Raw genomic sequence first — 23,623 nt, 5'->3', positions numbered from 1 at the left:
ACTGTCAAGCATGTTGCCATTGTTTCATCTCCTATAAAATCTCTGTAGCGAAGCACATCGGATAGCAGGGGTCCTGGTCTACACAGAGAAATAGCCACCAACACCAGATTTCTACCCGATTGATACACGTTCTGCACAGCCAGCATGCTAAAATCTCTCATAGAAGGTCTGTAAACCCAATGCCAGGGTCTTTAACAGTCAGGATCAACCGTAGTTGAGTGAAAAAACTAGCACAACCATGCACCAGAAAGGAGTTCGGGATATAATGAGGAGATTCAGTCAACACATTCATTTCTATACGCTACTTGTCCTGATCATTCTGCTCTGGTCAGGATCGCTCTTTAGTCTCTTCATACGTCAGGAATCTCTTTCTACAACAGTCGCTCCTGCTTCTTACAACGACACAATCCCAACCACGCCTCTCTCTTCCATCACCGTCTCTCAACCGGACCGATCGTACCAGAACCGTGGCCCCTCCTTCACCAAACCCTATCCCATCACCCCTTTTCCTGTCACAACCAGCAAAAAAAACTCGGCAGATTGGCAGGCCAGATCCACAGCCGATCTGAATCCTGATCATTGCTCACAACACTATCGTTTTGTGACCTACGATGCCCATGATGCCGAACTCAACCGCTGCCATCATCATCGGCATCCCATTCACACGTGAGAAATAACGCACAAAGAGCGTATATTGAATGGAACTATTTGCCGGCCTTTCTCGTCTCTCATCATAACAAGAGGTAGAAACGGTCTTAAGGTTTTTCTCTCAGTTCTCATAGCATGTAAAATCATTTTAACCTTCAAGTCCTCTAACTCATTTCATCTTCGGTAAATTACTTGAAAGGACTGATGCTATGCCTCATCGATGGAGCATCTTACGCCCTCTACTCTACTGGCTAGGATGTCTGGCCATTTTAACAACCATACTTGCAGCATGTGGTGGGTCAGCTACTCCCACATCAAATGCAACTGGCCATACTGCCGCATTCAATGTTCAGAATCAAACAGCCAGTAATACACAAGGAGGCCAGAGTACAAATACGCAGAAAGATTCCTCGACTCTCAGTACCCCACAATATCTTATTCGAACATTAAAAGTTGATTTATCGGTCAAAGATACTCGTGCAGCAGCAAGTGGGCTTCAGACATGGATTGCTAATGATGATCCACTATCTTCCTCAGCTGGTACCAGTTATCAACAGATTGGTGATAATCTTTATATTGTCTCCTTAACGTTTTCTGTGCAGGCTCAGCGTTATTCTGATGTCTATAATTATTTGCGTGACTATACTACCAGGAATGCGGGTCATCTCAATGGGTTCGATGAGACCGTTCAGAACGTGACTGGCACCTACGTGGATACCGACTCACGCATTCAAAACCTGAAGGCAGAACAGGCACGTTTGCAGGATCTGTTAAGTCATGCTCAGGCTCTCAATGATATTATTACGATTGAGCAGCGCCTCACTGATGTTGAGGGACAGATTGAAACGCTGGAGACGCAGCTCAATACGCTGAAAAGTCAGGTAACCTACTATACTGTTACGATCACGCTACAGCCGATTCGTAGCTTTTCACCATCTCAACCCGTACCAAATACAGGATGGTCCCTCGGCCAGACTATTCATGATGCCTTTTTTGCATCGGTCACCGTAGGTGAGGGCTTGCTCAATTTCCTGATCTGGTTACTCGCCTTCGCCATTTATATTGTCCCTGCTGTGATCCTTCTCTGGCTCCTCTGGAAATGGTATCAACGCTCTCAGGAATCGATCTATGCTCCGTCAAGCGTGGCGACCGCCAGACCAAAATCTACGCCTCTTCCTGAACCAGAAACGCACCAAACAGAGGTGAAGTAAGCATATATTCTTATCAAACCGCCCTGTAAAACTCCTGGCTAAAGCCCTGACTTTCCACTGAAACTCGACCTCGTAGCCTGGGGGCAATCCCCAAAAAAATGTCGATAAAAGTCAGGGCTTGAGCCACAGGGGAGACGTCACCGTCGAATCTGCAAGGCAGCTGGTAACAGTTCGATCTCCAACTTCGTAGCCTGGCGAGTCTCACCATCGAGTCCGAAATAGACCGGGACGTTGCTCTCAATCTGAAGCTTTTTCGCTCGATACATGTGCACTTCTGGCAAACCGGCATGATGACCCTTTTGAATCACTGATAAGAGGGTCAATGCGCGTAAGAGTGGAAGATAATCAACGGTACAGATATCTAACCAGCCATCGCTGATATCAGCCTGTGGATTGACACGAAAACCGGCTCCGTAGGAAGGACCATTAGTGGCTGCAATAAAGACATAGTGCCGCTCCTGTGTATATATAGGAGGAGCTCCATCTAGAGAGAAGGTGAGCCAGGGACAGCGATGATACCCAAACAAGAGTTGGCGCAGAATAGAGGCATAATAAAGACGCTTTCCGCTAAGAAAAGGGACCTTCTTTAACTCATCGGCTGCGGCGGCAATGTCCGCATCCAATCCGACACTAAATGAGTTTACAAAATATGCCCCATTGACAATCCCTGCATCCACATCCTGAAGCTGGCCGGTAAAGGCTCGTTCAATTGCCTGCTGAGGATCTTTTGGCAACTGGAGAGCATTCCAGGCAAAGTCATTGCCCGAGCCAGCGGCAACAATACCTAAAGGGACGCTTTTTCCTGCCTGCAACAGGCCATTTACTACTTCATTCACAGAGCCGTCACCGCCTGCGATAATTACGGGTCGTCCAGACAGAGCGGCCTCGCGGGCTTTTTCGCGCGCCTCTCCCTGCTGTCTGGTCTCATAATAATCGGCTCCCTCTTGCTCTGCTCGCTGCTGCAACAGATGACGATAGGGCTGCATCTTGCCACGATTGGCGGTTGGATTGAGTAATACAACGGGTTTTCCCAGTAGATCCGGCATCTTTGTGCTCCTCAGAACCTTTACTAGCGCAAAAATTGCTGGCTCAATTGTAGCAGCTTTCGATTAGCTCGACAATTGCTTTGCGAGAGGAAGGCAGGGCATTTCATTGCTTGCACAAAGAAAGAGGCAAAGTGCCAGGGAGAGCAAAAAGGCGAGTGAGCAGACTTCCAGGTCGCGGTCGCGTCTGGAAATCCGCTCAGTGCAGACAGTACCTCTGATAAATGGCGTTTCCTGATGCGTTTTACGGCTCCAGAATAATCTTCGAGGCTACGCCAGGGCGATCAACCAGTTCAGCAAATGATTCAGCTCCCTGGCTCAGATCCCTCACTTCCAGCCAGGGTCCTGTTGGAACCCTTCCTTCGGCTAAAAGGGTCACGGCATGACGAAACTCTGGCATAGTATAGGCATATGAGCCCTGCATCTGTACCTCGTTACGGATGACCGCATTGATCTCCAGGGGCGTCTCTTTATCGTGTAACCCCAGAAAAATTACGCGCCCCGCCGGACCAGCCGCAGCCACCGCAGATTGCCGTGTTACCGTCCGCCCCACAGCATCCAGAACAACTGTGTGAGCAACATCGCTCAGAAGGTGCCGAATCTCGTCCACCACATGCGTTTCGCGTGCATCAAACACAGCAGTCGCTCCCGCAACCCGCGCAGCCTCCAGACGAGCTGCATTGGTATCAACAGCGATAAGATGTGCAGGCTGAGCCAGACGAGCGGCACAGATGGCCAGCAGGCCAATTGAGCCTGCCCCCCAGACAACCACACCATGCGCTGACTTGATCTGCCCAAGATTCACTGCATGGAGTGCAACTGCCAGTGGCTCTGATAATGCCCCAATAGTAGCATCAACAGTTGGGGGCAAGGGAATAATCGCCTGCGCTGGCACAAGCACATATTCGGCAAAAGCCCCTGGACGATGCGCACCAATCAATTTTCGTTGCCCACAGACATGCGCCATTCCTGCGCGGCAAAAGACACAGTCACCACAGGATAGAAGAGGATTAACGGTGACAAGCCGTCCTACCTCCGGCACTGACTGCTTCGTAGGACCTGTCGAAATAATCTCGCCCGTAAATTCATGTCCCATGACCAGAGGGGGAACACGCAGACTATTAAAACCAAGATAGCCTTCAATCTCTGAGCCACAGATGCCCACCGCACGTACCCGCAACAGTACTTCATCTACACCTGGAACTGGAACCTCTTGATCCTCCATGGTCAGTAGACGCGGTCCCTGATAGACAAGAGCTCTCATGCCAAACCTCTCTTTTGTAAGCATTCATCGCAAATACACTATACAACCAGGCAACAATGCAAGGTATAAAAAAAACGGAACTTTCTAGATATAATAACATAAATTCTTTTTACACAACGCATCTGCTCTATAGCAAGGGTGACAATACCCTGCCTGGTTGAAGCGGAACGGAACGAAAACACGAGAGGCAGCTACAGGTTCCCTATAGACCAATCTTTGGCCGATATTGAATGGCTTCAGCAATATGATTGGCAGCGATGAGATCCGCGCCAGCCAGATCAGCAATGGTGCGAGAGAGCTTCAGGACGCGATGAAAGGCACGTGCGGAGAGATGCAATTGCTGCATAGCTGCTTTCAACAACTTTTCGGCGGAGGGCTCTACTTCGCAGAAGGTTCTTACCTCGGCCGGACCCATCTCTGCATTACAGGTCAGATGAACATGTTTGAGACGGAGAAGCTGCCGCTCGCGAGCCTCTTGCACACGGGCGCGAATCATCGCAGATGTCTCAACCTGGCGTTTATCCGCCAGTTTCTCATAATCGATTCTGGGGACTTCGATATGAATATCGATACGATCCAGTAATGGTCCGCTCATACGTTTCTGATAGCGTGCAATAGCCGTGGCCGAACAGCTGCACTCGCGTACGGGATCACCATAAAAGCCACAGGGGCAAGGATTCATAGCCGCAACCAGCATAAAATTCGCGGGATACGTGATTGTTCCCTGGGCGCGTGAGATCGTCACGACTTTATCTTCCAGCGGCTGACGCATCACTTCAAGCACATTCTGCCCAAATTCAGGGAGCTCATCGAGAAAGAGAACGCCTCGGTGCGCGAGGCTAATCTCTCCAGGGCGAGGAATGCGTCCGCCTCCTACAAGGCCTGCATGACTGATCGTATGATGAGGAGCCCGAAAAGGGCGCTGCCGGACCAGCGGGATATCGGCTGACAACATTCCGCTTACGCTATAGATCTTTGTGACATCCAGCGCTTCAGAGGCGATCATTTTGGGGAGGATTGACGGCATAGCACGCGCAAGCAACGTTTTACCAGAGCCAGGAGGGCCACTCATCAAAATATTATGTCCGCCACTCGCCGCAACTTCTAGCGCTCGCTTGACATGTTCTTGACCGCGAATCGCCGCCATATCCTGGGCATAACTCACCTCTGTAGCCGTTTCAAGAATAGAGGGATCAACCACAAAACGTTCGATCCTGCTGGTCCCATTCAGATGATCAATCAATTGCCTTAACGTCTCAACAGGATAGACCTCCACACCCTCCACTAATGTTGCTTCGAGAGCATCTACAGCAGGCACAAAGACCGCCTTGACCTGTTTCTCACGCGCTAATGCCACCATTGGTAAGATGCCGTTGGTATGGCGCACGCTTCCATCCAGGGATAATTCGCCCAGAAACAGGCTCTCCTGAATCGGAGCATCGGCCTGGATCTCCATTGAGGCCAGCAGGATACCGACTGCGATCGGAAGATCATAGGCAGGCCCTTCTTTACGCAGGTCAGCAGGCGCAAGGTTGACGGTGATTCGACGCTGGGGAAACAGGCAATTACTGTTCTTGATCGCTGCCTTCACGCGCTCTTTTGCCTCGGTGACGGATGCATCTGGGAGACCTACAATCGTAAAGGCAAATAGTCCATTGGCAGTATCAACTTCTACTTCTACCAGTGCGCCATCCAGGCCAACGACGGCGCAGCTACGTGCCATTGCTAACATAACTCCAGTCCCTCCTAACCAACACATATCAACTCCCATGCGCATTATGCACGAAAATCTCGCGAAATGCAAGAGTCTATGACGTCGCCTTGTAAAATGAGGCCTTGCGCTTTCCAGAGGCTGGTTACAACTTCCACCATTGCCGTTGCCAGTTCCTTATCGTCTGAAGAGCTCTCTGAGTCTCATCAGAAAATATGCTCTGGCAGAGCTCTAATTCGGGCGCAGTGGCGTACAGATCCACGATTCCCAGATCTGCTCCAAGCAGCGGTTCAACAGCTGCAACGGTGCAATATGGGACGTAAGGCGCGCTATAGCCACCCTCCTGCACCATAACCAGACGTCCTTCACAGACCTCTTCAGCCAGTTGAACCAGTAACGCGGAGATCCGACGATAGCCATCCATGGTCATCATCATCTGGGCCAGAGGATCAAGCCAGCTGGCATCCTGGCCCGCCGACACAAGAATGAGTTGGGGTCGAAATTGCAGTCCAATCGGCAAGACGATCTGCTCAAAAGCAGCCTGATATCCACGATCTCCTGTGCCAGGTGGGAGGGGAATATTGACAGTGGTGCCCACGCCAGCTCCACACCCTACTTGCTCAAGCTCACCTGAGAGCCTGGGAAACCAGTTCTGCTGGTGCAGTGAGACAAAGAGCACGTCAGGATCTGCATAAAAGGCATCCTGTATTCCATTGCCATGATGCACATCCCAATCAACAATCATAATCCGCTCGATACCAAACTGTTTTCGTGCATACTGCGCAGCCAGGACTGCATTATTGAAGATACAGAATCCATAGGCTTGATTCCTTAAGGCATGATGCCCTGGGGGGCGCAATAATGCGTACGCGTTCCGTACCTGCCCTTGCAACACCGTAGCAACCGCATTCAGCGCTCCTCCTACCGCATATCGTGCCGCCTCATAGGAGCCGGGATTCAACACAGTCTCTTCATCAATGCTTCCCCAGGGCCCCTCTTTGGGCCCTCCATAACAATGCTCACGAATGCCTGCCAGATACTCGCGTGTATGATAGGGCAGCAATTCCTCATCGATTGCCTCCCTGGCAGCAATTGGCAGCATCTGAGCAGTTAAGCCTGAACCATCTAAAAACTCTTTTATACGACGAGTTATCACCGCTGATGATGGATGAGGCTCAGGTGTTAGATCAAAAAAACCTGAACGCATCTGCACCCGTGACTCGCTCCCCGTATCATGGGCCAGAAACCGCTCATCAAAGACCAGACCCGAACGCTGTGTAGACATAATGATGTATCCTTTTACTCTGCCTGATTATCTCAACCCACCCCCTTGCCATCTTGCACATTCTTCTCAATTATCCAACATCTGAGCCGCAGACAAAAGATGACTCGTACTAGAATACAGGGATGAATTTCTCCTGGTGAAAACGTTTACACCATTGAGCCTGAAGATTCTCTAGCTTTTTGCTCGAAGGGACCGTTGTAATTCAGAGGGAGAACGGCGCAATACCTGACTCAAAGCTCCTATCAGCAAGGCTTGACGTGTACATGGACTGCAAACTAGTGTATAATGCGAATGCCGACGAAAAAGCGGTTAAGCCTACGCTAGACAATTTTCATGCTCGTAGTTCGTTCAGATCAACCTAAAACATGAGGCCCTCGCCAGATACATTGTGTATAGAATTCATGTGTGTTTATGCTCATTTCTTGCTGACAAACGTCAGCATACCAATAGATAGCTACCAGGCTTAACTTTAAGGGGACAATGCCAGATACGAGAAAGGTCTGCGCTTTCTCGACTGTGAACAATGCACATTCTCTCACATCAGGGTTTTTGGAGGTTTTTGATGATAGAAACAGTCCCCTCAGGGACAGTATTGCATGGACGCTATCGGATCGAGCGGGTTCTCGGCAGTGGGGGATTTGGGCATGTCTATCTGGCCATAGACCTCACCTCCAACCAGCAATGTGCAGTGAAAGAATATCTCGTGAGCGGAGCCAGCGGACAGGAACAGCTCAAGCATGAAGCGACAGTCCTCAGTCAGCTTCACCATCCCAGCCTCCCTGCCTTTGAAGCGGCTTTTATTGAGCGCGGGCGCTATTATGTGGTGCTGAATTATATTGAAGGCAACGATCTGACGGATCTTGTGCGTATCACCACCCGCCAGCGCAATGAGGTTATCCCTACAGCACAGATTCTCCATTGGATGCTTGCTATATGCGATGCCGTGACTTTTTTACACCAGCAACAACCAACGGTCATTCACCGGGATATCAAACCGGATAATATTCGTATTACGCCCAGCGGGACGGCGGTCCTGGTCGATCTTGGCAACGCAAAGGCCGCTGCCGATGGCGCTCGTACTCTCTTCTTTATTCGCCATCAAGGAACGCCTGGATATGCCCCGCCTGAACAGTATCCCGGTGGAAGTGGGACAGACGCTCGTTCAGATATTTATGCCCTTGGCGGTACCCTCTATTTTGCGCTCACCAGTCAGGAGCCCCCCAGTGTCTCAACCCGCAATCAGTCTATTCAACAAGGGGTCCCTGATCTTCCAACGCTCCAGGATCATCTGAATAATAATCCTCCCGAGGAGAGCCCTGAGGCCAACGCTGCCCGCCAGTTTCGGCTGGGTGTGACCAAGCCTCAGAAGCCTGCCCCTCGCCATTCAAACCATATTGCACAATTGGGGACGCTCCCACCTGAGATCCTTCAGCAGATGACGGCTGTGATCCATAAAGCAATGGCGATCAAACCGAAATATCGCTATCAGCAGGTGGCTGAACTGGCGCAGGATCTGAGAAGGATTACGGCGAAACTTCCACCAGCGTCACCACCACCATCAAAGCCGCGAAAAGTTGATCCTCATAGCACCCAACCAGATCTGGCAGAGCTCTATGAGGCCATTCAAGATGCGAAGCAGAATGCACAGCAGCCCGATTCGGGTACACAACCTATGGGCCCCAATAATGGGGCACACGGACCAGTCTGTCCACGTTGTGGCAGTGCGGTTCAACCAAGAGCTGGCTTCTGCCCACGCTGTGGTGCCTCTTTAAGTAGCCCTCACCACATCCAAATATCGAAACCCGCTACTAGAAATTCTTATGAAGAGCATGACTCTACGCTGGTGATTACTCCGGGCAATCAACGTGATCTGGGGATTCAGCCGCAACGTGAGAATACGCCACGACCTCCACGCTCAGCCTCACCCGTTCCAGCAAAGGGTGAGCATCAGGTAGCTTCGCCCCCCCGAACGCAAGGCGGCGACCCATCCGCACGAAACGCGCGCTCTTACGCTCAGCCAGTGGCTCAGGCCGTTATAGGAACAAACCAGGTTCAGCAGCACACGGCGCTGGCAGCCCAGGCTCTTCCCGCCTCGGTTACACAAAACCAGAGCACGTCCGAAAATGGCTTTGAAAACGGCTTTAAATTAGGGAATAAGGCCCTTCTTATTCTTATTCTGACGCTCGCTGCTCTCCTCTTATTGACGGCTATCCTGGTGATCAGCCTTCATGGGCACTAAATCTTTTCTAGCGCTTCCTTCCTCGCTAAATATAATATACAGAACAAACCTACCTCCACATGTCCCCGAGAGATGTGCGGACACGTGCTAGCCAGGAAGGAAGGGTGGTGGCCCATTCCAATCGTTCGAGCATCTCGTCAATTACTGCCTCAGACTCCTGTCTCTCCTGCGGATAAAACAGGTCTTCTAACGGTCCATTCATTGTGGCAATGGGAGCAATCAGTAGAAAGGCATCGGTCAGCAATGTTGTTTCCCCTTTAACTGGTGGTGGGGCAAATTCAGCATACGCATCTAAAAACCTCTGAGCACGTTCGGGTGCAAAGCCACGCTTGACCGCTGGCTGAGTCAGGCTACTCGCTGGCTCCCAATCCAGAGCGCAGAAGTAAAAAAGACTATATGCAAGTTCAAAGATTCTTTTCTCCCACCGTACTGCCTCCCATCCGGTTACAGAACTCACATTGAACGCGGTAAAGCGCAGATTCAAAGGATGATAATCGCCATGAATATGGAGCTCTGGTAAACTTTTGCCTCCTCCGATCGCAATCATCGAGGCTGGTAAGACGCGCTCCCACTGCTCTACCCACCCTGAGAGGGCCGCTGCAATGGCCTGTACTGGATAGGTATCGGCGAGGACACGTACCTGCTGAAGGTAGCTCTGCACGATTCCGCCTATATGCACCTCTGCTGGCCAACGCAGTTCCTCGCCCGCATAGCGCTGTGATACCTGATGAATGCGCCCCAACATTGCTCCTGCGGAGGCAATCCAGTCCAACTGACGGGGACTGGCGCTGGCAAATTGCTCTCCCATCGACCACTGCTGCAATTCAAATGCATCTTCACCAATGAGTACAAAGGGTTCGCCCTGAGGGGTCCGCTTATATTCAGGAAGCGGGATGCCTGCTTGACGTAGAAAGTCCTGGAACAGATAGAGCTGCTGATGCTGAGCGCCCAGGAGGCTCTCAGGCCGTTCACGCAAGATATAATTCTGCTCACCTGGTAGTTCAACGCGCAGACTCAAGGCCTGCGTTACTGGCTCAATTGGCCCCAGATTTTTCCACTCATCGACACCAAAAGCATGCATGACCTCGTTGAGGTCCAATAACTCTTCTTCCGTCTCTTGTTCATGATTGGATGGAAACTGATCGCTCATCTTTTCTCTCTTCGTCTTCTTTCTTCGGTCTACCCAGAAGGATTTTACCATATGTCCACACAGCCGCTCTCATCGTCGTTGCGTATGGAAGAAAGAGCCACATCGATACTATCTGTCATTCCTCAATGATCACATATATGGGCTCTACATCATCTGGCGATTTGTATCATGCATAAATGATGTAGAGCCCATATGTGTGTGAACTGAGGACCCTTTAAGGGAGCTCGACCGGGAGGTCCTGGCGCACTCCCCACTCATTCCAGGAACCATCATAATTCGTCAACTGAGGATAGCCCAGCATAGCCAGACTAAACAGGACAGTTGTGGCGGCAACCCCACCATTACAATAGGCCACTATATGGTGTTGTGGCTCCACATGAGCACCTGCAAAGATCCGTTGCAGTTCCTCATTGCTGCGAAAAGTCCCATTACGTGGATCGATTAATTCCTCCCGGGGCAGGCTCAACGCGCCCGGAATATGACCTGCCCGCCCCTCTCCACGAATGACTTTTCCAGTATATTGACCACTATCACGAGCATCAATCAATGTGACGCCCTGCTGCCCTATCATGGTCAACACATCTTCTGCCGTCGCCCGCAATTGAGGTTGCACATGAGGCGTGAATGTGGCAGGAGGATAGGAGGAGATCGCAGTCGCCAGTGGCCTCTGTTCGCTCTTCCACTTGGGCAACCCACCATTCAGGACCACCACCCGCTCATGACCATAATAGCGCAATGCCCACCAGAGCCGAGTCGCAAACTGCGAAGCAGGATGAGCATCATAGGCCACCACCAGCGTCTGATCGCCAATTCCCACTCGTCCCATCGCCGCCGCAAAATCTTCTGGCAGAGCAATCTGAGCCTCAACCTCATCATTGAGATCAACGATATCCTTGCTCCAATCAAGGTAGACTGCCCCCGGAATATGTTCATGCGCATACTCCTCGGGAGCACCTACATACTGAGCATCATGAGCTCCCTCAACCCCTGGACGAGGCTGCATACGCACATAGCCGCGCATATCCACGATCCTGAGATCAGCATCATCGAGGTGCTCAGCCAACCAGGAGGTCTCTACGAGAAAAGAACTTCTCTCTTGTGACATGACTGATATCCTTGCTAAGAGAACAGGCCCGCTGCCTCGGGATTATCTGTACTGACAAAATGTGCTGGCGAGCCCATCACGGTCATCTGCTTGACTCCGAGAATGGTCATAGAGGCATTGGGCGTCTGGGTGGTCACATAGCGCTGCACCGTCAGCCCCAATGGACGTGCCAGCACAAGCGCTGCGGTTGAGGCGAGAATGACATTATTGGCAGTACTATATGGGCGCTTCATCCTGGAGACGGCCATTGCCGAAAGCCCCGTTAAGAGACCCGCTACCGCCAGATTGGTGCCACAGCGCTCGTGAACCGCAAGCTCAGGCTGTGTAGTACGTAAGAGATTCAACGCCTCCTGAGCAGCGGGCAAGATTGCTTCAGTTGGCACATCGCCAAAGACAAAGAACCCGGCGGCAAACGAGATCCCCGAGAAACGGACCTCGGGAAAACGCCGCGATAAGAGAACAATTGTCGCATGCTCTAAGGCATGATTCTGCTTGACTGCACCACCCAGTAACATCTGCTGTGCAACTTGTACGACTGGATTGATTGAGCTCATAACCTGGACCCTTCTAGAAAACCAGTTGAGTAAGGTCTTTGTCGGATGTTTGCTATCGTCCAACCGGAGACTGCTGCAAGAACTACGGTCCGTAGGTGACATTGAAAACGACCACCTCGTCGCCAAAGTTAATTACATCTCCATCATTTAAGACAACTGGTGGATAGATACGTACGTTATTGACAAAGGTTCCGTTGGCACTTCCGACATCTTCGAGATACCAGTGGCCATCCGAGAACCAGAGCCGCGCATGGCGACGGGAGACGGTAAGACCCGAGATGACCAGGTCATTGCCATTGGTCCGGCCAACCGTGGTGACATCCTGGTGAAACCGGTAAGAACGCCCCGTCATAGGGCCGCTTTGAATCGACAAAAGCGCAAGGACCGGACGCCCATTTACAGTATATACGTCCGCAGAGGCCCTTCTGTTGGACAAATCATCGCCACACGTTGTGCAATACAGCCGTGAACTGGGGTTGACTGCGCCACAACGAAAACAGGTGATGGTTGCTGGCTGCACGGGTGACACCGGATTGACACTGAGATTACTTCCCGATGGAGTATTTTTGCCCAGACCTGACATACCACGAGGATCAACAAATAAGCCTCCACCTCCACGATGGCGCGGTATGGAAAGATTGGAGGCCGCCAGCGCGCTCGTTAAAGCATCAATCAACGCATCCACCGCCTGAAAACGCTCATGCGGCTGCTTGGCAGTCATTTTCTGCACAACCTGAATAACCGGCGAAGGAACTTGCGCTGCGACCAGCTTCTCTATGGGTAGCGGCTCATTTATATGTTTCACCGTTACTGTAAGCGGATTATCAGCCGTAAAAGGAACCTGCCCCGTAAGGCAATGAAAGAGCACAATACCCAACGAATAGATATCACTACGGCGATCTACTGATTGCCCCATACCTTGTTCTGGCGACATATACTGAGGGGTTCCAATGCCCGTTCCAACACGCGTTAAGTTGGTTGTCCCCTCTAAAATCTTGGCAATACCAAAGTCCGAGAGCAGAAGATGTCCATCTTTGCGCAACAACATATTAGCGGGCTTCACATCCCGGTGAATAATTCCATTGTTATGTGCACAATCCAGCCCCTGTGCTGCTTGAATAATAAAATCAATGGCTTCAGGTACTGGCAATGCCCTGGGGGCTGCATTTGGCCCTGTTCCTCGCAAACGATCTCGCAGCGTCCCCCCATCCACATGCTCCATCACGATAAATGTAATATTATCTTGCTCACCAAAATCATGAATCTGCACGATATTTGGATGGGCAAGCCTCGCTACCGAACGCGCCTCCTGCACAAAACGTTTTACAAAAACAGGATCACGAGCGTAAGAGGCGGGCAAGACTTTAATCGCAACATAGCGATCAAGCGTTGGCTGATATGCCTTAAAGACGGTTGCCATGCCACCAGCGCCAATTCGCTCAACGATGCGAAACTGACCCAACGATTTGCCGATGAGCCCCTGTAAATCGTCGTTGTTTCCTCCGTGCATAACTGTGACGACTCCCTCTGTTGCTGCCGTGTCTTCTCATTACACGTCTTTTGAGCGTTCTTTGAGCATACCCCTCAAAAGAGTGCTCTCGGCCTGACAACCTTCTACCTGTAAATGTAAGTGAGAAACAGGCCATTTGGAGATAAAGATTGCGACTCTGTATCTCCTTGATTATACAGGTAGAAGGCCTAGCTGTCGAGAGAAACAGCAAGCTCGTGTTAGCCCTCAAGGAGCAGGGCTTCTGGATCCTCAATCAGTTCTTTGATCTTGACCAGAAAGCGAACAGCCTCGCTACCATCGACAATACGATGGTCATAGGACATCGCCAGATACATCATTGGTCGGATGACAACCTGTCCATTCAGCGCAATTGGGCGCTGCTCGATCTTGTGCATTCCCAGAATCGCGACCTGAGGCGCATTGAGAATCGGGGTTGAGAGCAATGAACCAAAGACGCCACCATTGGTGATGGTGAATGTCCCACCCTGAAGCTCCGGCAATGATAAGGTATTGGCACGTGCACGCTTCGCCAGATCGGCGATCTCGCGTTCAATCTGCGCAAAGCTCTTGCGATCCGCATCGCGTAGCACCGGGACGACAAGGCCTTCTTCGGTCGAGACGGCAATGCCCAGATCATAATAATGCTTCAGAACGATCTCATTCCCCTGAATCTCGGCATTGAGGCGGGGAAAGGCCTTTAAAGCTCCTACGGCGGCTTTGGTAAAGAACGACATAAAGCCCAGTGAGACGTTATTGCGCTCTTTGAAGGAGTCTTTTCGGCGACTGCGCACGTCCATAATCGCGCTCATATCAACTTCGTTAAACGTTGTTAACATGGCTGCGGTCCGCTGAGCCTCAACCAACCTCTGGGCGATGGTCTGCCGTCGGCGCGACATACGGATACGTTCTTCTCGTCCCGCATTCACGTTTGCCGAAGGGGGCTCCACTAATGGCTTTGTACCGTTTGCAGGTGGGGCTACGGCGGGCCTGGTGGGCTGTACAAGAGGCTGCGTGGCCGGGACCTGCTGAGCGGATGAGGCAGGTTGCGCATTCGGCTGTACGCTCGTACTCTGCTCCAGATAGTTGATGACATCGTCCTTGGTCACACGACCATGAGGACTGCTCCCTTTCACCTGGGCAATATCGACGTTATGTTCAGCGGCAATCCTGCGGGCCAGAGGAGATGGAGGGCGCTGTGCATCAAACAGGACGGTAGCCTGCTCGGCAACCGGCACTGACTTCACTTCCGGCTGCGCCGCTTTGCTCTGCTCAACGGCAGCGCTCTTCGCCCCTCCTTCAGCACCGATGATTCCCAGGACCGCACCAACCTCCACCACCTCGCCAGCCTGTTTTACGATCTGTTGGAGAACACCATCTTGTTCAGCGTTCACCTCAACGTTAATCTTATCAGTCTCCAGCTCCACAAGGGCGTCTCCGCGCTGTACTGCATCGCCCTCTTGTTTGAGCCATGATGCTACCGTAGCATCGACGATCGATTCTCCCAATGTGGGAACATGAATTTCAACGGACATACTTTCCTCCGGACTGTCCTAGCGGTGTGCGAGAAACTTCGGCAATAATCTGCCCTTGCTCTGCAACATAAAGATCCCAGAAACCTGCCGCCGGGCTTGAGCGCTCTGGTCGCGCAATCACATCAAGTGTCAAATTACGCTCAGTCAACCGACTGAGTAGTGCACGTAAACGTGGAAACATATAGCTCCAGGCGCCCATGTTACGTGGCTCTTCCTGGACCCAGACAACCTCTGTCGCCTGTGGATAGCCAGCGATCACTTGTTTCAACTCATCGCCTGGAAAAGGGTAGAGCATTTCAACCCGTACAATTGCGACATCTTCATTATGGGCACGACTCTCGTGACCTAGCAAGTCTATGGCTATTTTACCAGTACAAAGGACGATGCGCTGAATCTTTTCAGGCTGCTGGCGAGCTCGTTCATCATCAATAACGTTTTGAAACCCTTTTTCTGTCAAATCCTCTAAACGGGAGGATGACTGGGGCTGACGCAACAGTGCCTTAGGAGTCATAAGAATCAAAGGGCGAGGTTTTCGTTGCAGATAATAGGCCTGTTGACGCAATAGATGAAAGTATTGAGCAGCTGTTGAACAATTGGCAACGCGCCAGTTATCCTGAGCAGCCATCTGAAGATAACGCTCCAGGCGGGCACTGGAATGCTCTGGTCCCTGCCCCTCATATCCATGCGGCAAAAGCATGACAATTGAAGAGTTCTGCATCCATTTGGCCCGACCAGAAGCGATAAACTGATCAATAATAACCTGCCCAACATTGGCAAAGTCGCCAAATTGAGCCTCCCAGAGAACCAGGGCCTCAGGTGCATGAACGCTATAGCCATACTCAAATCCCAACGTCGCAGTCTCGGTCAACGGGCTATTATAGACTGAGAATGAGGCCTGGGCCCCCTGCACATTCTGCAAAGGAATATAGGTATTGTTGCTATGCAGACTATGAATGACTGCGTTGCGATGGCTAAATGTACCGCGCTCAGCGTCCTGGCCTGTCAGGCGGATCGGGGTCCCATCCACAAGGATAGACGCAAAAGCTAACGCTTCAGCCTGTCCCCAATCAATTCCTCCCTCCGCGCCAAGGGTAGTAGCACGCCGCTGAAGGATACGAGCCAGCTTCGGATGGGGGGTAAAATTCTTTGGCCAGGTTAACAGATCTTCATTCAGCTTGCGAATGTGGTCAGCCGACAATCGAGGTGGTTGCTGCTCGCCAGAGAACGAAGCGTGATGTCCATTAGGCAGTTGTGCTTCTGGAGCAAAAGCCCCTGTATCAGCATCTCGCTTTGCCTGCTCCAGCTCGGCAAAGATCTCTTTCTCTAATAGCTCAGCTTCTGCACGTGTAACGACCTTCTGCTGATCCAATAAGCGGATATAGAGCTCTCGTACACTCGGATGCTCTCGAATCAGTTCATACATATGAGGCTGTGTAAAGGCTGGCTCATCCCCTTCGTTGTGCCCCCAGCGCCGATAGCCAATCAGGTCAATTAAAACATCCTTATGGAAATGGTCTCGATAGGCATGAGCGATACGTACAGCAGTCAGACAGGCATAAGGATCATCAGCATTGACATGAATGATGGGGATGCCAAAACCTTTAGCCAGATCGCTGGCAAAAACGGTTGAACGACTATCTTTTGGATCGGTGGTAAAGCCTAACTGATTGTTCACAATCATATGGATGGTACCACCAACCCAATAGCCATGAAGATGCCAGAGGTTCAGCGTCTCAGCCACAACTCCTTCACCAGGGAAGGCTGCATCTCCGTGAATCGCAATCGGCAACGACTTATCGACATCCAGTAAGGGCGAGCGCTTCTGTACCTGGCGAATCTCCTGCGAGGCCCGAGCCATCCCTTCGATGACGGCACCAACAAATTCCAGATGGCTGGGATTTGGAGCCAGGATAACGTTGAGATCACGTGCGGCTCCCTGCCCAAGCAGATGTTCAGCCCCAAGATGATACTTCACATCGCCCGTCCAGCCAAACCCAAAGCTATCGGTAAGTGGAATGCCTTCTTCATGCTTGACATGGGCAAACTCGGCCAGAATAGCCGCATAAGGCTTTCCAAGGGTATGCGCAAGCACGTTTAAACGGCCACGATGGGCCATCCCAATAATAACCTCTTTGGTCTCAGAGTCTATGGCACCCGCAATAATCTCATCCAACATTGGCAGCAGCATATCGGTGCCTTCAATGGAAAACCGTTTCTGACCCGGAAAGGTCTGATGTAAGTAGCGCTCAAAGATCTCAACCTGCGTTAAACGCCGCAAGAGCTTCCGTGCATCCGCAGCATTGGGATCGCGGTGATAGAGCCGCAGGCCAACGGCATCCCTCAGCCAGGCTCGCTCACTTGAGCTCTTTACCTGATCAAACTCGTAGCTGATTGTTCCTGAATACATTGCCCGTAAGGCTGTAATGGCTTCCAGGGCATTGGAAGCCCCCTCCGCAGAATGCCCACCAACGACGCTGGGAGACAGGCGCATTAAATCGTCATCGCTAATGCCATGCGTCTCTGTCAATAGAGCCGGATCTCCTAGAGGATCGCTCCCCAAAGGATCAAGGTGTGCCCCTAGATGTCCGCGCTCTCGAATCGCGTGCGCAAGGGCAGAGGCCGCCACTATTTTCGACACGTGTGATTGCGAGACGCTCCCCACATTCTCCTGTGCCATCGGCTCCTGCACCTCAGGTTCCCATGAGCGAAAGATAGCACGCGTCGCTGCGTCAACTGACGCGGGGTCCTGCTGGTAGCGTTCATAGAGCTCCAGCACATATCCCGCATTCGGCCCATAAAATCTGTCCAGGTTATGCATGATGATTCCTTAAGATTACATTGACAACAAGTTCACAAACAAGAGTACATTGACAACAAGCCCACAAACCCTCCACATTCCTGCTCACTGCTTGCTCGCTTGTGTCTGAGATTCAGCTATTGTATTCTGCCATTTCCTATGGTATCATAGCTTTACTATACAGCAAAATAATCGTTCTTGAGATAGCCTATAGAAACTACGACGGATGTAACCACATCTCAGTCACGATAAGCCGATCTCAGATGATCTTGTTTCTCATTCACAAGGTGGATGGAAAACAGGACAAGTTCCATAATCCCATCAATTCAGCAAAGACCTACAGTATAAGCGAAGAGGGAGAGAGTACGTCAGTTAGCTCTGTCACAGAGAGTCCGGGGCCGGTGCAACCGGATACAGACAACCGACCGAAAATCACTCCTGAGCCACCAGCCGAACTGATAACCACAGTAGGCCTGGTCGGTCTCCTCCCCGTTACCATGGAGGCGTGTAATCTCACTTCCTGACGTCAATGGCTCGTCTTAGAGCCACTGCAAGGATAAAGCGAGAATACAATGATATGAGTGAGCACTAACAGGATCTTCTAGTCTTGTTGGCTAATCAGGGTGGTACCGCGGGAATTCCTCTCGTCCCTACGATGGGCGAGGGGTTTTTTGTTGGCCAAAAGAGGGGGATACAATGAAAACAAAACTTCTTTACCATACAAATAGCTTTACCTATGAGTGCACCGCGACCGTTGTAGCTGTTGATGGAAATGATATTGCTCTGGATGCGACGGTCTTTTATCCTGGCGGCGGCGGTCAGATGGCCGATCGAGGGATGATTAGCTGGGAGAATAATCATGAACAGGCCAGCGTCATTGCTCTGAGCAAACGTCAGGATGTGGTCTGGCATACCCTTGACTATCCACCACCACCCGTGGGGACAGCAGTGGTGGGCACAATTGATTGGAACTTTCGCTATCAAATGATGCGTACCCATACGGCACTTCATATTCTCTGTGGCATTCTGTGGCATGAATATGGGGTTCAGGTGACGGGTGGACAGATGTATCCTGATCGTGCACGCATGGATTTCTCGATGGAGAATCTGGATAAAGAGCGGATCAATCATATTGAGAAGCTGGTCAATGAGGCTATTGAGGCAGATTATCCGCTTCGCGTCTATACTCTGCCACGTGAAAAGGCTTTTGCGATTCCTGATCTGGTACGCACCAAAATTAATCTCTTACCACCAGATATCGAAGAGGTTCGGATTGTGGAGATTGTAGGGCTGGACCTTCAGGCCGATGGGGGGACACATGTGAACCATACCAGGGAGGTTGGGGGCATTATGATTATGAAAACTGAGAATAAGGGGCGCATCAATAAACGCGTAGAGCTGGTGCTTACACCACCCAGAACCGTTTAGTCCATCCCCTTTTCTCTCACGATAAAAAACCTGTCCAATGGGATTCTGCACATCGCCAGGCCCGTTCCAGGAGAGAAGCATTTTCGATATGTACAAGAACAAACGCTAGTCAGTACACAATCACAGGCCGCAGCTAACAGCTCGGCACTGTGATTGAAGGAGGGGCACTGTGTCAGTTACAACAAGTGTGTTTAAACCAGTGGTAGCAGCCGACCGCGTAGATTATCCAACCCTGGAACACACCATTCAGAAGTGGTGGGATGAGCATAACGTCCGACAACACTACCTGCGCCGCAACGAGCAAAGCTCAAAACGCTACTCATTTCTGGATGGTCCTATCACGGCCAATAATCCAATGGGTGTGCATCACGCCTGGGGCCGCACCTATAAAGATCTGTATCAGCGCTTTAAAACTATGCAGGGCTTTCGCCAGCGTTACCAGAACGGGTTTGACTGTCAAGGCCTGTGGGTAGAGGTCAACGTCGAACAGGATCTCGGCATCAAGTCTAAGCGTGATATCGAGACCTATGGGATCGCTGAGTTTGTCGAACGCTGCAAAGAACGCGTCTTTACCTATGCCAAACGCCAGACCGAACAGTCGATCCGCCTGGGCTACTGGATGGATTGGGGCCACGATTACTATACGCTCTCCGATGAGAATAACTATACGATCTGGTCGTTCCTTAAAAAGTGCATGGAGCGCGGCCTGATCTATAAGGGGCGCGATGTGATGCCCTGGTGCCCTCGCTGTGCCACAGGTATCTCTAATATGGAGATGGAGGCCGAGGGCTATAAGGATCTCTCGCACCTGAGCCTCTATGTGCGCTTCCCACTCAATGATCGACCTGGCGAGTACCTGCTGGCCTGGACGACAACGCCCTGGACGCTGGCTGCGAATGTGGCCGCTGCGGTCAATCCCGAGCTGACCTACGCCAAAGTTGAACAGGATGGCGAGTTCTACTACATTGCTGAATCCTTGCTTTCGGTACTGAAGGCTTTGAAGGGCCGCGATAAGGGCGACTATACGGTTGTTGAGACGCTCAAAGGCAGTGAGATGGTTGGCTGGGGCTATCGAGGACCCTTCGATGAGCTACCGGCAGCGCAGGGCGTTGTCCACAAGGTGGTTGGCTGGAAAGATGTCAGTGCGACTGAGGGGACAGGTATCGTCCATATTGCTCCTGGCTGTGGCCGTGAAGACTTTGGGCTCTCTAAAGAGTGGAAACTGGCTGTCATTGCTCCCGTCGATGAGTTTGGCGTCTACGTTGAGGGCTTTGATTGGCTTACAGGACAGAGTGCAGCTGAGGTGGGTACACAGGTTGCTGAAAATCTGACGAAAAAAGGTCTGCTCTACCGACCTCAGAACTATCGTCACCGTTACCCTACCTGCTGGCGCTGTAAGACTGAACTGATCTTCCGCCTGGTCGATGAGTGGTTTATCTCGATGGACCAGCTACGCTATGAGATCATGGAGGTGGTGAAGCAGATCAACTGGATCCCATCATTTGGCTTTGACCGCGAGATGGACTGGCTGAACAATATGGATGACTGGATGATCTCAAAGAAACGCTATTGGGGACTGGCTCTGCCAATCTTCGATTGCCAGAAATGTGGTCATTTCGAGGTCATTGGCAGTAAGGAAGAGCTCAAAGAGCGCGCCGTCTCGGGCTGGGAGGAATTTGAAGGACATACTCCTCATCGCCCCTGGATCGATGCTATCAAGATCCAGTGTAAAGGCTGCGGCGCTGAGGTTGCTCGCATTAAAGATGTCGGCAATCCATGGCTTGATGCAGGTATCGTTCCTTACTCGACCCTGAACTACCGCTCCAATCATGCCAATTGGGAAGAATGGTTCCCAGCTGACTTCGTGACCGAGTCGTTCCCGGGGCAGTTCCGTAACTGGTTCTATTCAATGCTGGTGATGAGTACGGTGCTGGAGAATCGCCCGCCCTTTAAAACGCTCTTTGGCTATGCTACGTTGATGTCCGAGGATGGAACGCCAATGCATAAGTCCAAGGGCAACATGGTGGTCTTTGACGATGCCGCCGATCGCGTTGGCTCGGATACCATGCGCTGGCTCTACACCAATCATGTACCAGAGCAGAATCTGAACTTTCCACGCATCCCAACGCCCGATGATATGCAGAAATCAGCGGAGAGCGGTCAGCCTGTCCGCTTGAGCGAGAAATGGATGCTGGTGCGCCGCACGCTGGATAAGATCTGGAATGTGTACTGGTTCTTTATCACCTACGCCAATATCGACCAGTTTGATCCCACTCAGCATCAGCTCCCGGTTGAGAAACGGACTGAGCTCGATCGCTGGATTATTTCTGAGCTCCAGCAGACGGTGCGCGATGTCACCAGAGGGCTGGATCAGTATGATACGGTCAAACCGTCTGAGGCCCTGCAAAATTTCCTGGAGGATCTCTCAAACTGGTACCTCCGCCGTAGCCGTGAGCGCATCTGGAAATCACAGCTCGATGAGGATAAGCTAGCAGCCTACATGACGCTCTATGAATGCCTGACGACGCTGATCACTCTGCTGGCTCCTTTTATGCCCTTCATGACAGAGGAGCTCTACCAGAATCTGGTCCGGAGTGTCAATCAACAGGCTCCGATCAGCGTTCATCTCTGCGATTGGCCTCAGGTCAAAGAGGAGCTGATCAATGAGAAGTTGACCAGCGAGACCCACCTGGTTATGCGCCTGGTTGGACTCGGTCGCGCAGCTCGCGAGAAGGCGCAGATTCGTGTGCGTCAGCCACTGAGTACTCTTTCTGTGCGTGTCCCAAGTACGGAGGAAGAGGAAGCGATCAAACGACTGGAAGATCAGGTTCTGGAAGAGCTCAATATCCGTAAGCTGGAACTGATGAGCCATGATAGCGATATGCTGGCCTATACGCTAAAACCTCAGGTTAAGATCCTGGGACCAAAGCATGGCCCTCTGGTCCAGAAGATTCTGGGCCACTTCAAAGGGCTCTCGGCTCATGAGGCTCAACAGGCTGCAACCGAGCTGAACACACATGGCAAACTGGATCTGGTCATTGCTGAGAAGCAGATCAGCCTGACGCCTGAAGAGATCGAAGTGGTCTCGACGGCCCGCCCTGGCTTTGTCACAGCGGAGGAGCGAGGCTATATCGCGGCACTGGATACCACCATCACGCAGGATCTGCGCGAAGAGGGTCTGGTTCGCGATCTGGTTCACTTTATCCAGGATATGCGCAAAAAGGCTGGCCTCAATATCGAGGATTCAATTGGTCTGGCTGTGTATACTGATGACGCCAGTCTGGTTCATCTCTTGCATGACTTCCGCGATGCGATCATGCGCGAGACGCTGGCTGCAAATATGCTTCTCTCGATCAATAGCGAAAAGGATAAGCCATCGTTCGCTGAACTGTATCGTGAGAGCATCTCGCCCTCTTCGGCCAAGAAGCTTGATAGCTACAACGTCGAAGTTGTGATTGGCAAAATGTAGCTTGTAGACAATAACCAATTTGGAAATGAGGATGGTATCTCCTCTCGATACAGAGATACCATCCTCGTTTTTATAGAACAGCTCTTAGAAGAAAGTAGGGCATGAATGCAGATCTTGCTTCTCAATGAACAGTATGTTGAACGTTACATAGAACAGTATCGAGCATTGCGATTGCGGGCTCTTCAGAGTGATCCAGCATCCTTTGGTTCAACCTATGAAAGTTTTCAGCAGCGTACTTTAGACGATATCAAAGCTCAGATAATGCCCAGTGGCGATCCCTATGAAAAGTTTTTTGTGGCGGCCATTGACGACGATGAAAGAATGGTCAGTACGGCCTGGTTTAGTCGGGAAAGTGCACAAAAAGGCCGCCACAAAGGCTATATTTTTGGTGTCTATACTGCACCCGAAGCTCGAAGGCAGGGCCTCTCTCGCCGGGTGCTCCAGAAGATCATCGCACATGCCTCTGAAATTCCAGGGCTGGAGCAGATCAATCTGGAGGTCGTAACCACAAGCGTGGCCGCCCGCAATCTCTATCTCTCGCTAGGATTTCAGGTCTATGGATTGGAGAAGCGCTGCATGAAACTTGGTGATACCTATTGGGATGAAGAACTTATGACCCTGCATCTGGACCCGTTGCCAGCGGCTCAACGGTGAACTCTATCGACCTGTTCGCTTGA

Annotated in this window: 16 protein-coding genes and 1 other annotated feature; of the genes, 6 read left to right on the top strand and 10 right to left on the bottom strand. The window is 51.4% G+C overall.

Annotated features, from left to right (window positions below; genetic code table 11):
• Positions 1-265: 265 nt before the first annotated feature.
• Positions 266-670: a hypothetical protein gene (locus EL628_RS12840; protein ID WP_126580338.1), complete on the top strand. Its 405-nt coding sequence runs from the start codon at positions 266-268 to the stop codon at positions 668-670.
• A 187-nt stretch (positions 671-857) separates the two neighbouring features.
• Positions 858-1,859, top strand: coding sequence for a DUF4349 domain-containing protein (locus EL628_RS12835; RefSeq protein WP_126580337.1), 1,002 nt, complete (start codon positions 858-860; stop codon positions 1,857-1,859).
• A 137-nt stretch (positions 1,860-1,996) separates the two neighbouring features.
• Here the strand turns inward: EL628_RS12835 and EL628_RS12830 are convergent, their stop codons facing one another.
• From EL628_RS12830 to EL628_RS12815, 4 genes are all read right to left on the bottom strand, one after another.
• Entirely contained in the window at positions 1,997-2,905 is a 909-nt protein-coding gene (locus tag EL628_RS12830) for a diacylglycerol/lipid kinase family protein (RefSeq protein WP_126580336.1), read from the bottom strand.
• Between the two features lie 241 nt (positions 2,906-3,146).
• A complete protein-coding gene (locus tag EL628_RS12825; RefSeq protein WP_161975471.1) occupies positions 3,147-4,166 on the bottom strand; it encodes a zinc-dependent alcohol dehydrogenase in 1,020 nt (339 codons plus the stop codon).
• 202 nt (positions 4,167-4,368) lie between these two features.
• The gene (locus EL628_RS12820) at positions 4,369-5,898 is read right to left on the bottom strand and encodes a YifB family Mg chelatase-like AAA ATPase (RefSeq protein ID WP_126580334.1); all 1,530 of its coding nucleotides are present in this window, start codon (positions 5,896-5,898) and stop codon (positions 4,369-4,371) included.
• Positions 5,899-6,022: 124 nt separating this feature from the next.
• Positions 6,023-7,162, bottom strand: coding sequence for a class II histone deacetylase (locus EL628_RS12815; RefSeq protein ID WP_126580333.1), 1,140 nt, complete (start codon positions 7,160-7,162; stop codon positions 6,023-6,025).
• Between the two features lie 562 nt (positions 7,163-7,724).
• Here EL628_RS12815 and EL628_RS12810 point away from each other — a divergent pair.
• On the top strand, positions 7,725-9,401 hold the full coding sequence (locus EL628_RS12810; RefSeq protein WP_161975470.1) for a serine/threonine protein kinase: 1,677 nt from the start codon (positions 7,725-7,727) through the stop codon (positions 9,399-9,401).
• A gap of 49 nt (positions 9,402-9,450) precedes the next feature.
• Here the strand turns inward: EL628_RS12810 and EL628_RS12805 are convergent, their stop codons facing one another.
• The 6 genes from EL628_RS12805 to EL628_RS12780 all read right to left on the bottom strand — a co-directional run bounded on the left by EL628_RS12805 (position 9,451) and on the right by EL628_RS12780 (position 18,070).
• The gene (locus tag EL628_RS12805) at positions 9,451-10,551 is read right to left on the bottom strand and encodes a phosphotransferase enzyme family protein (RefSeq protein WP_161975469.1); all 1,101 of its coding nucleotides are present in this window, start codon (positions 10,549-10,551) and stop codon (positions 9,451-9,453) included.
• Between the two features lie 214 nt (positions 10,552-10,765).
• On the bottom strand, positions 10,766-11,656 hold the full coding sequence (locus tag EL628_RS12800) for a sulfurtransferase (protein WP_126580330.1): 891 nt from the start codon (positions 11,654-11,656) through the stop codon (positions 10,766-10,768).
• A 14-nt stretch (positions 11,657-11,670) separates the two neighbouring features.
• Positions 11,671-12,210 (bottom strand): DUF6391 domain-containing protein, encoded by a 540-nt coding sequence (locus EL628_RS12795; RefSeq protein WP_126580329.1) that lies wholly within the window; start codon positions 12,208-12,210, stop codon positions 11,671-11,673.
• Positions 12,211-12,292: 82 nt separating this feature from the next.
• Entirely contained in the window at positions 12,293-13,720 is a 1,428-nt protein-coding gene (locus tag EL628_RS12790; RefSeq protein WP_126580328.1) for an FHA domain-containing serine/threonine-protein kinase, read from the bottom strand.
• Between the two features lie 218 nt (positions 13,721-13,938).
• On the bottom strand, positions 13,939-15,252 hold the full coding sequence (gene odhB / locus EL628_RS12785; RefSeq protein ID WP_126580327.1) for a 2-oxoglutarate dehydrogenase complex dihydrolipoyllysine-residue succinyltransferase: 1,314 nt from the start codon (positions 15,250-15,252) through the stop codon (positions 13,939-13,941).
• Positions 15,242-18,070: a 2-oxoglutarate dehydrogenase E1 component gene (locus EL628_RS12780; RefSeq protein WP_126580326.1), complete on the bottom strand. Its 2,829-nt coding sequence runs from the start codon at positions 18,068-18,070 to the stop codon at positions 15,242-15,244. The genes odhB and EL628_RS12780 overlap by 11 nt, the downstream gene beginning before the upstream one ends.
• 321 nt (positions 18,071-18,391) lie before the next feature.
• Positions 18,392-18,704, top strand: a binding site (T-box leader).
• Between the two features lie 41 nt (positions 18,705-18,745).
• On the opposite strand from EL628_RS12780, the gene EL628_RS12775 reads away from it, so the two are divergent.
• The 3 genes from EL628_RS12775 to EL628_RS12765 all read left to right on the top strand — a co-directional run bounded on the left by EL628_RS12775 (position 18,746) and on the right by EL628_RS12765 (position 23,600).
• Positions 18,746-19,477 (top strand): alanyl-tRNA editing protein, encoded by a 732-nt coding sequence (locus tag EL628_RS12775; RefSeq protein ID WP_126580325.1) that lies wholly within the window; start codon positions 18,746-18,748, stop codon positions 19,475-19,477.
• A 169-nt stretch (positions 19,478-19,646) separates the two neighbouring features.
• On the top strand, positions 19,647-22,946 hold the full coding sequence (gene ileS, locus EL628_RS12770) for an isoleucine--tRNA ligase (RefSeq protein ID WP_126580324.1): 3,300 nt from the start codon (positions 19,647-19,649) through the stop codon (positions 22,944-22,946).
• 105 nt (positions 22,947-23,051) lie between these two features.
• Complete coding sequence (locus EL628_RS12765) at positions 23,052-23,600, top strand: GNAT family N-acetyltransferase (protein WP_126580323.1); 549 nt, start codon at positions 23,052-23,054, stop codon at positions 23,598-23,600.
• Positions 23,601-23,623 lie beyond the last annotated feature (23 nt).

The sequence above is a fragment of the Tengunoibacter tsumagoiensis genome, assembly GCF_003967535.1.
In the GTDB taxonomy this organism is placed as follows: Bacteria; Chloroflexota; Ktedonobacteria; order Ktedonobacterales; family Ktedonobacteraceae; genus Tengunoibacter; species Tengunoibacter tsumagoiensis.
Note: the sequence above shows the minus strand (reverse complement) of the source record. Positions and strands in the feature narration are given on the sequence as shown.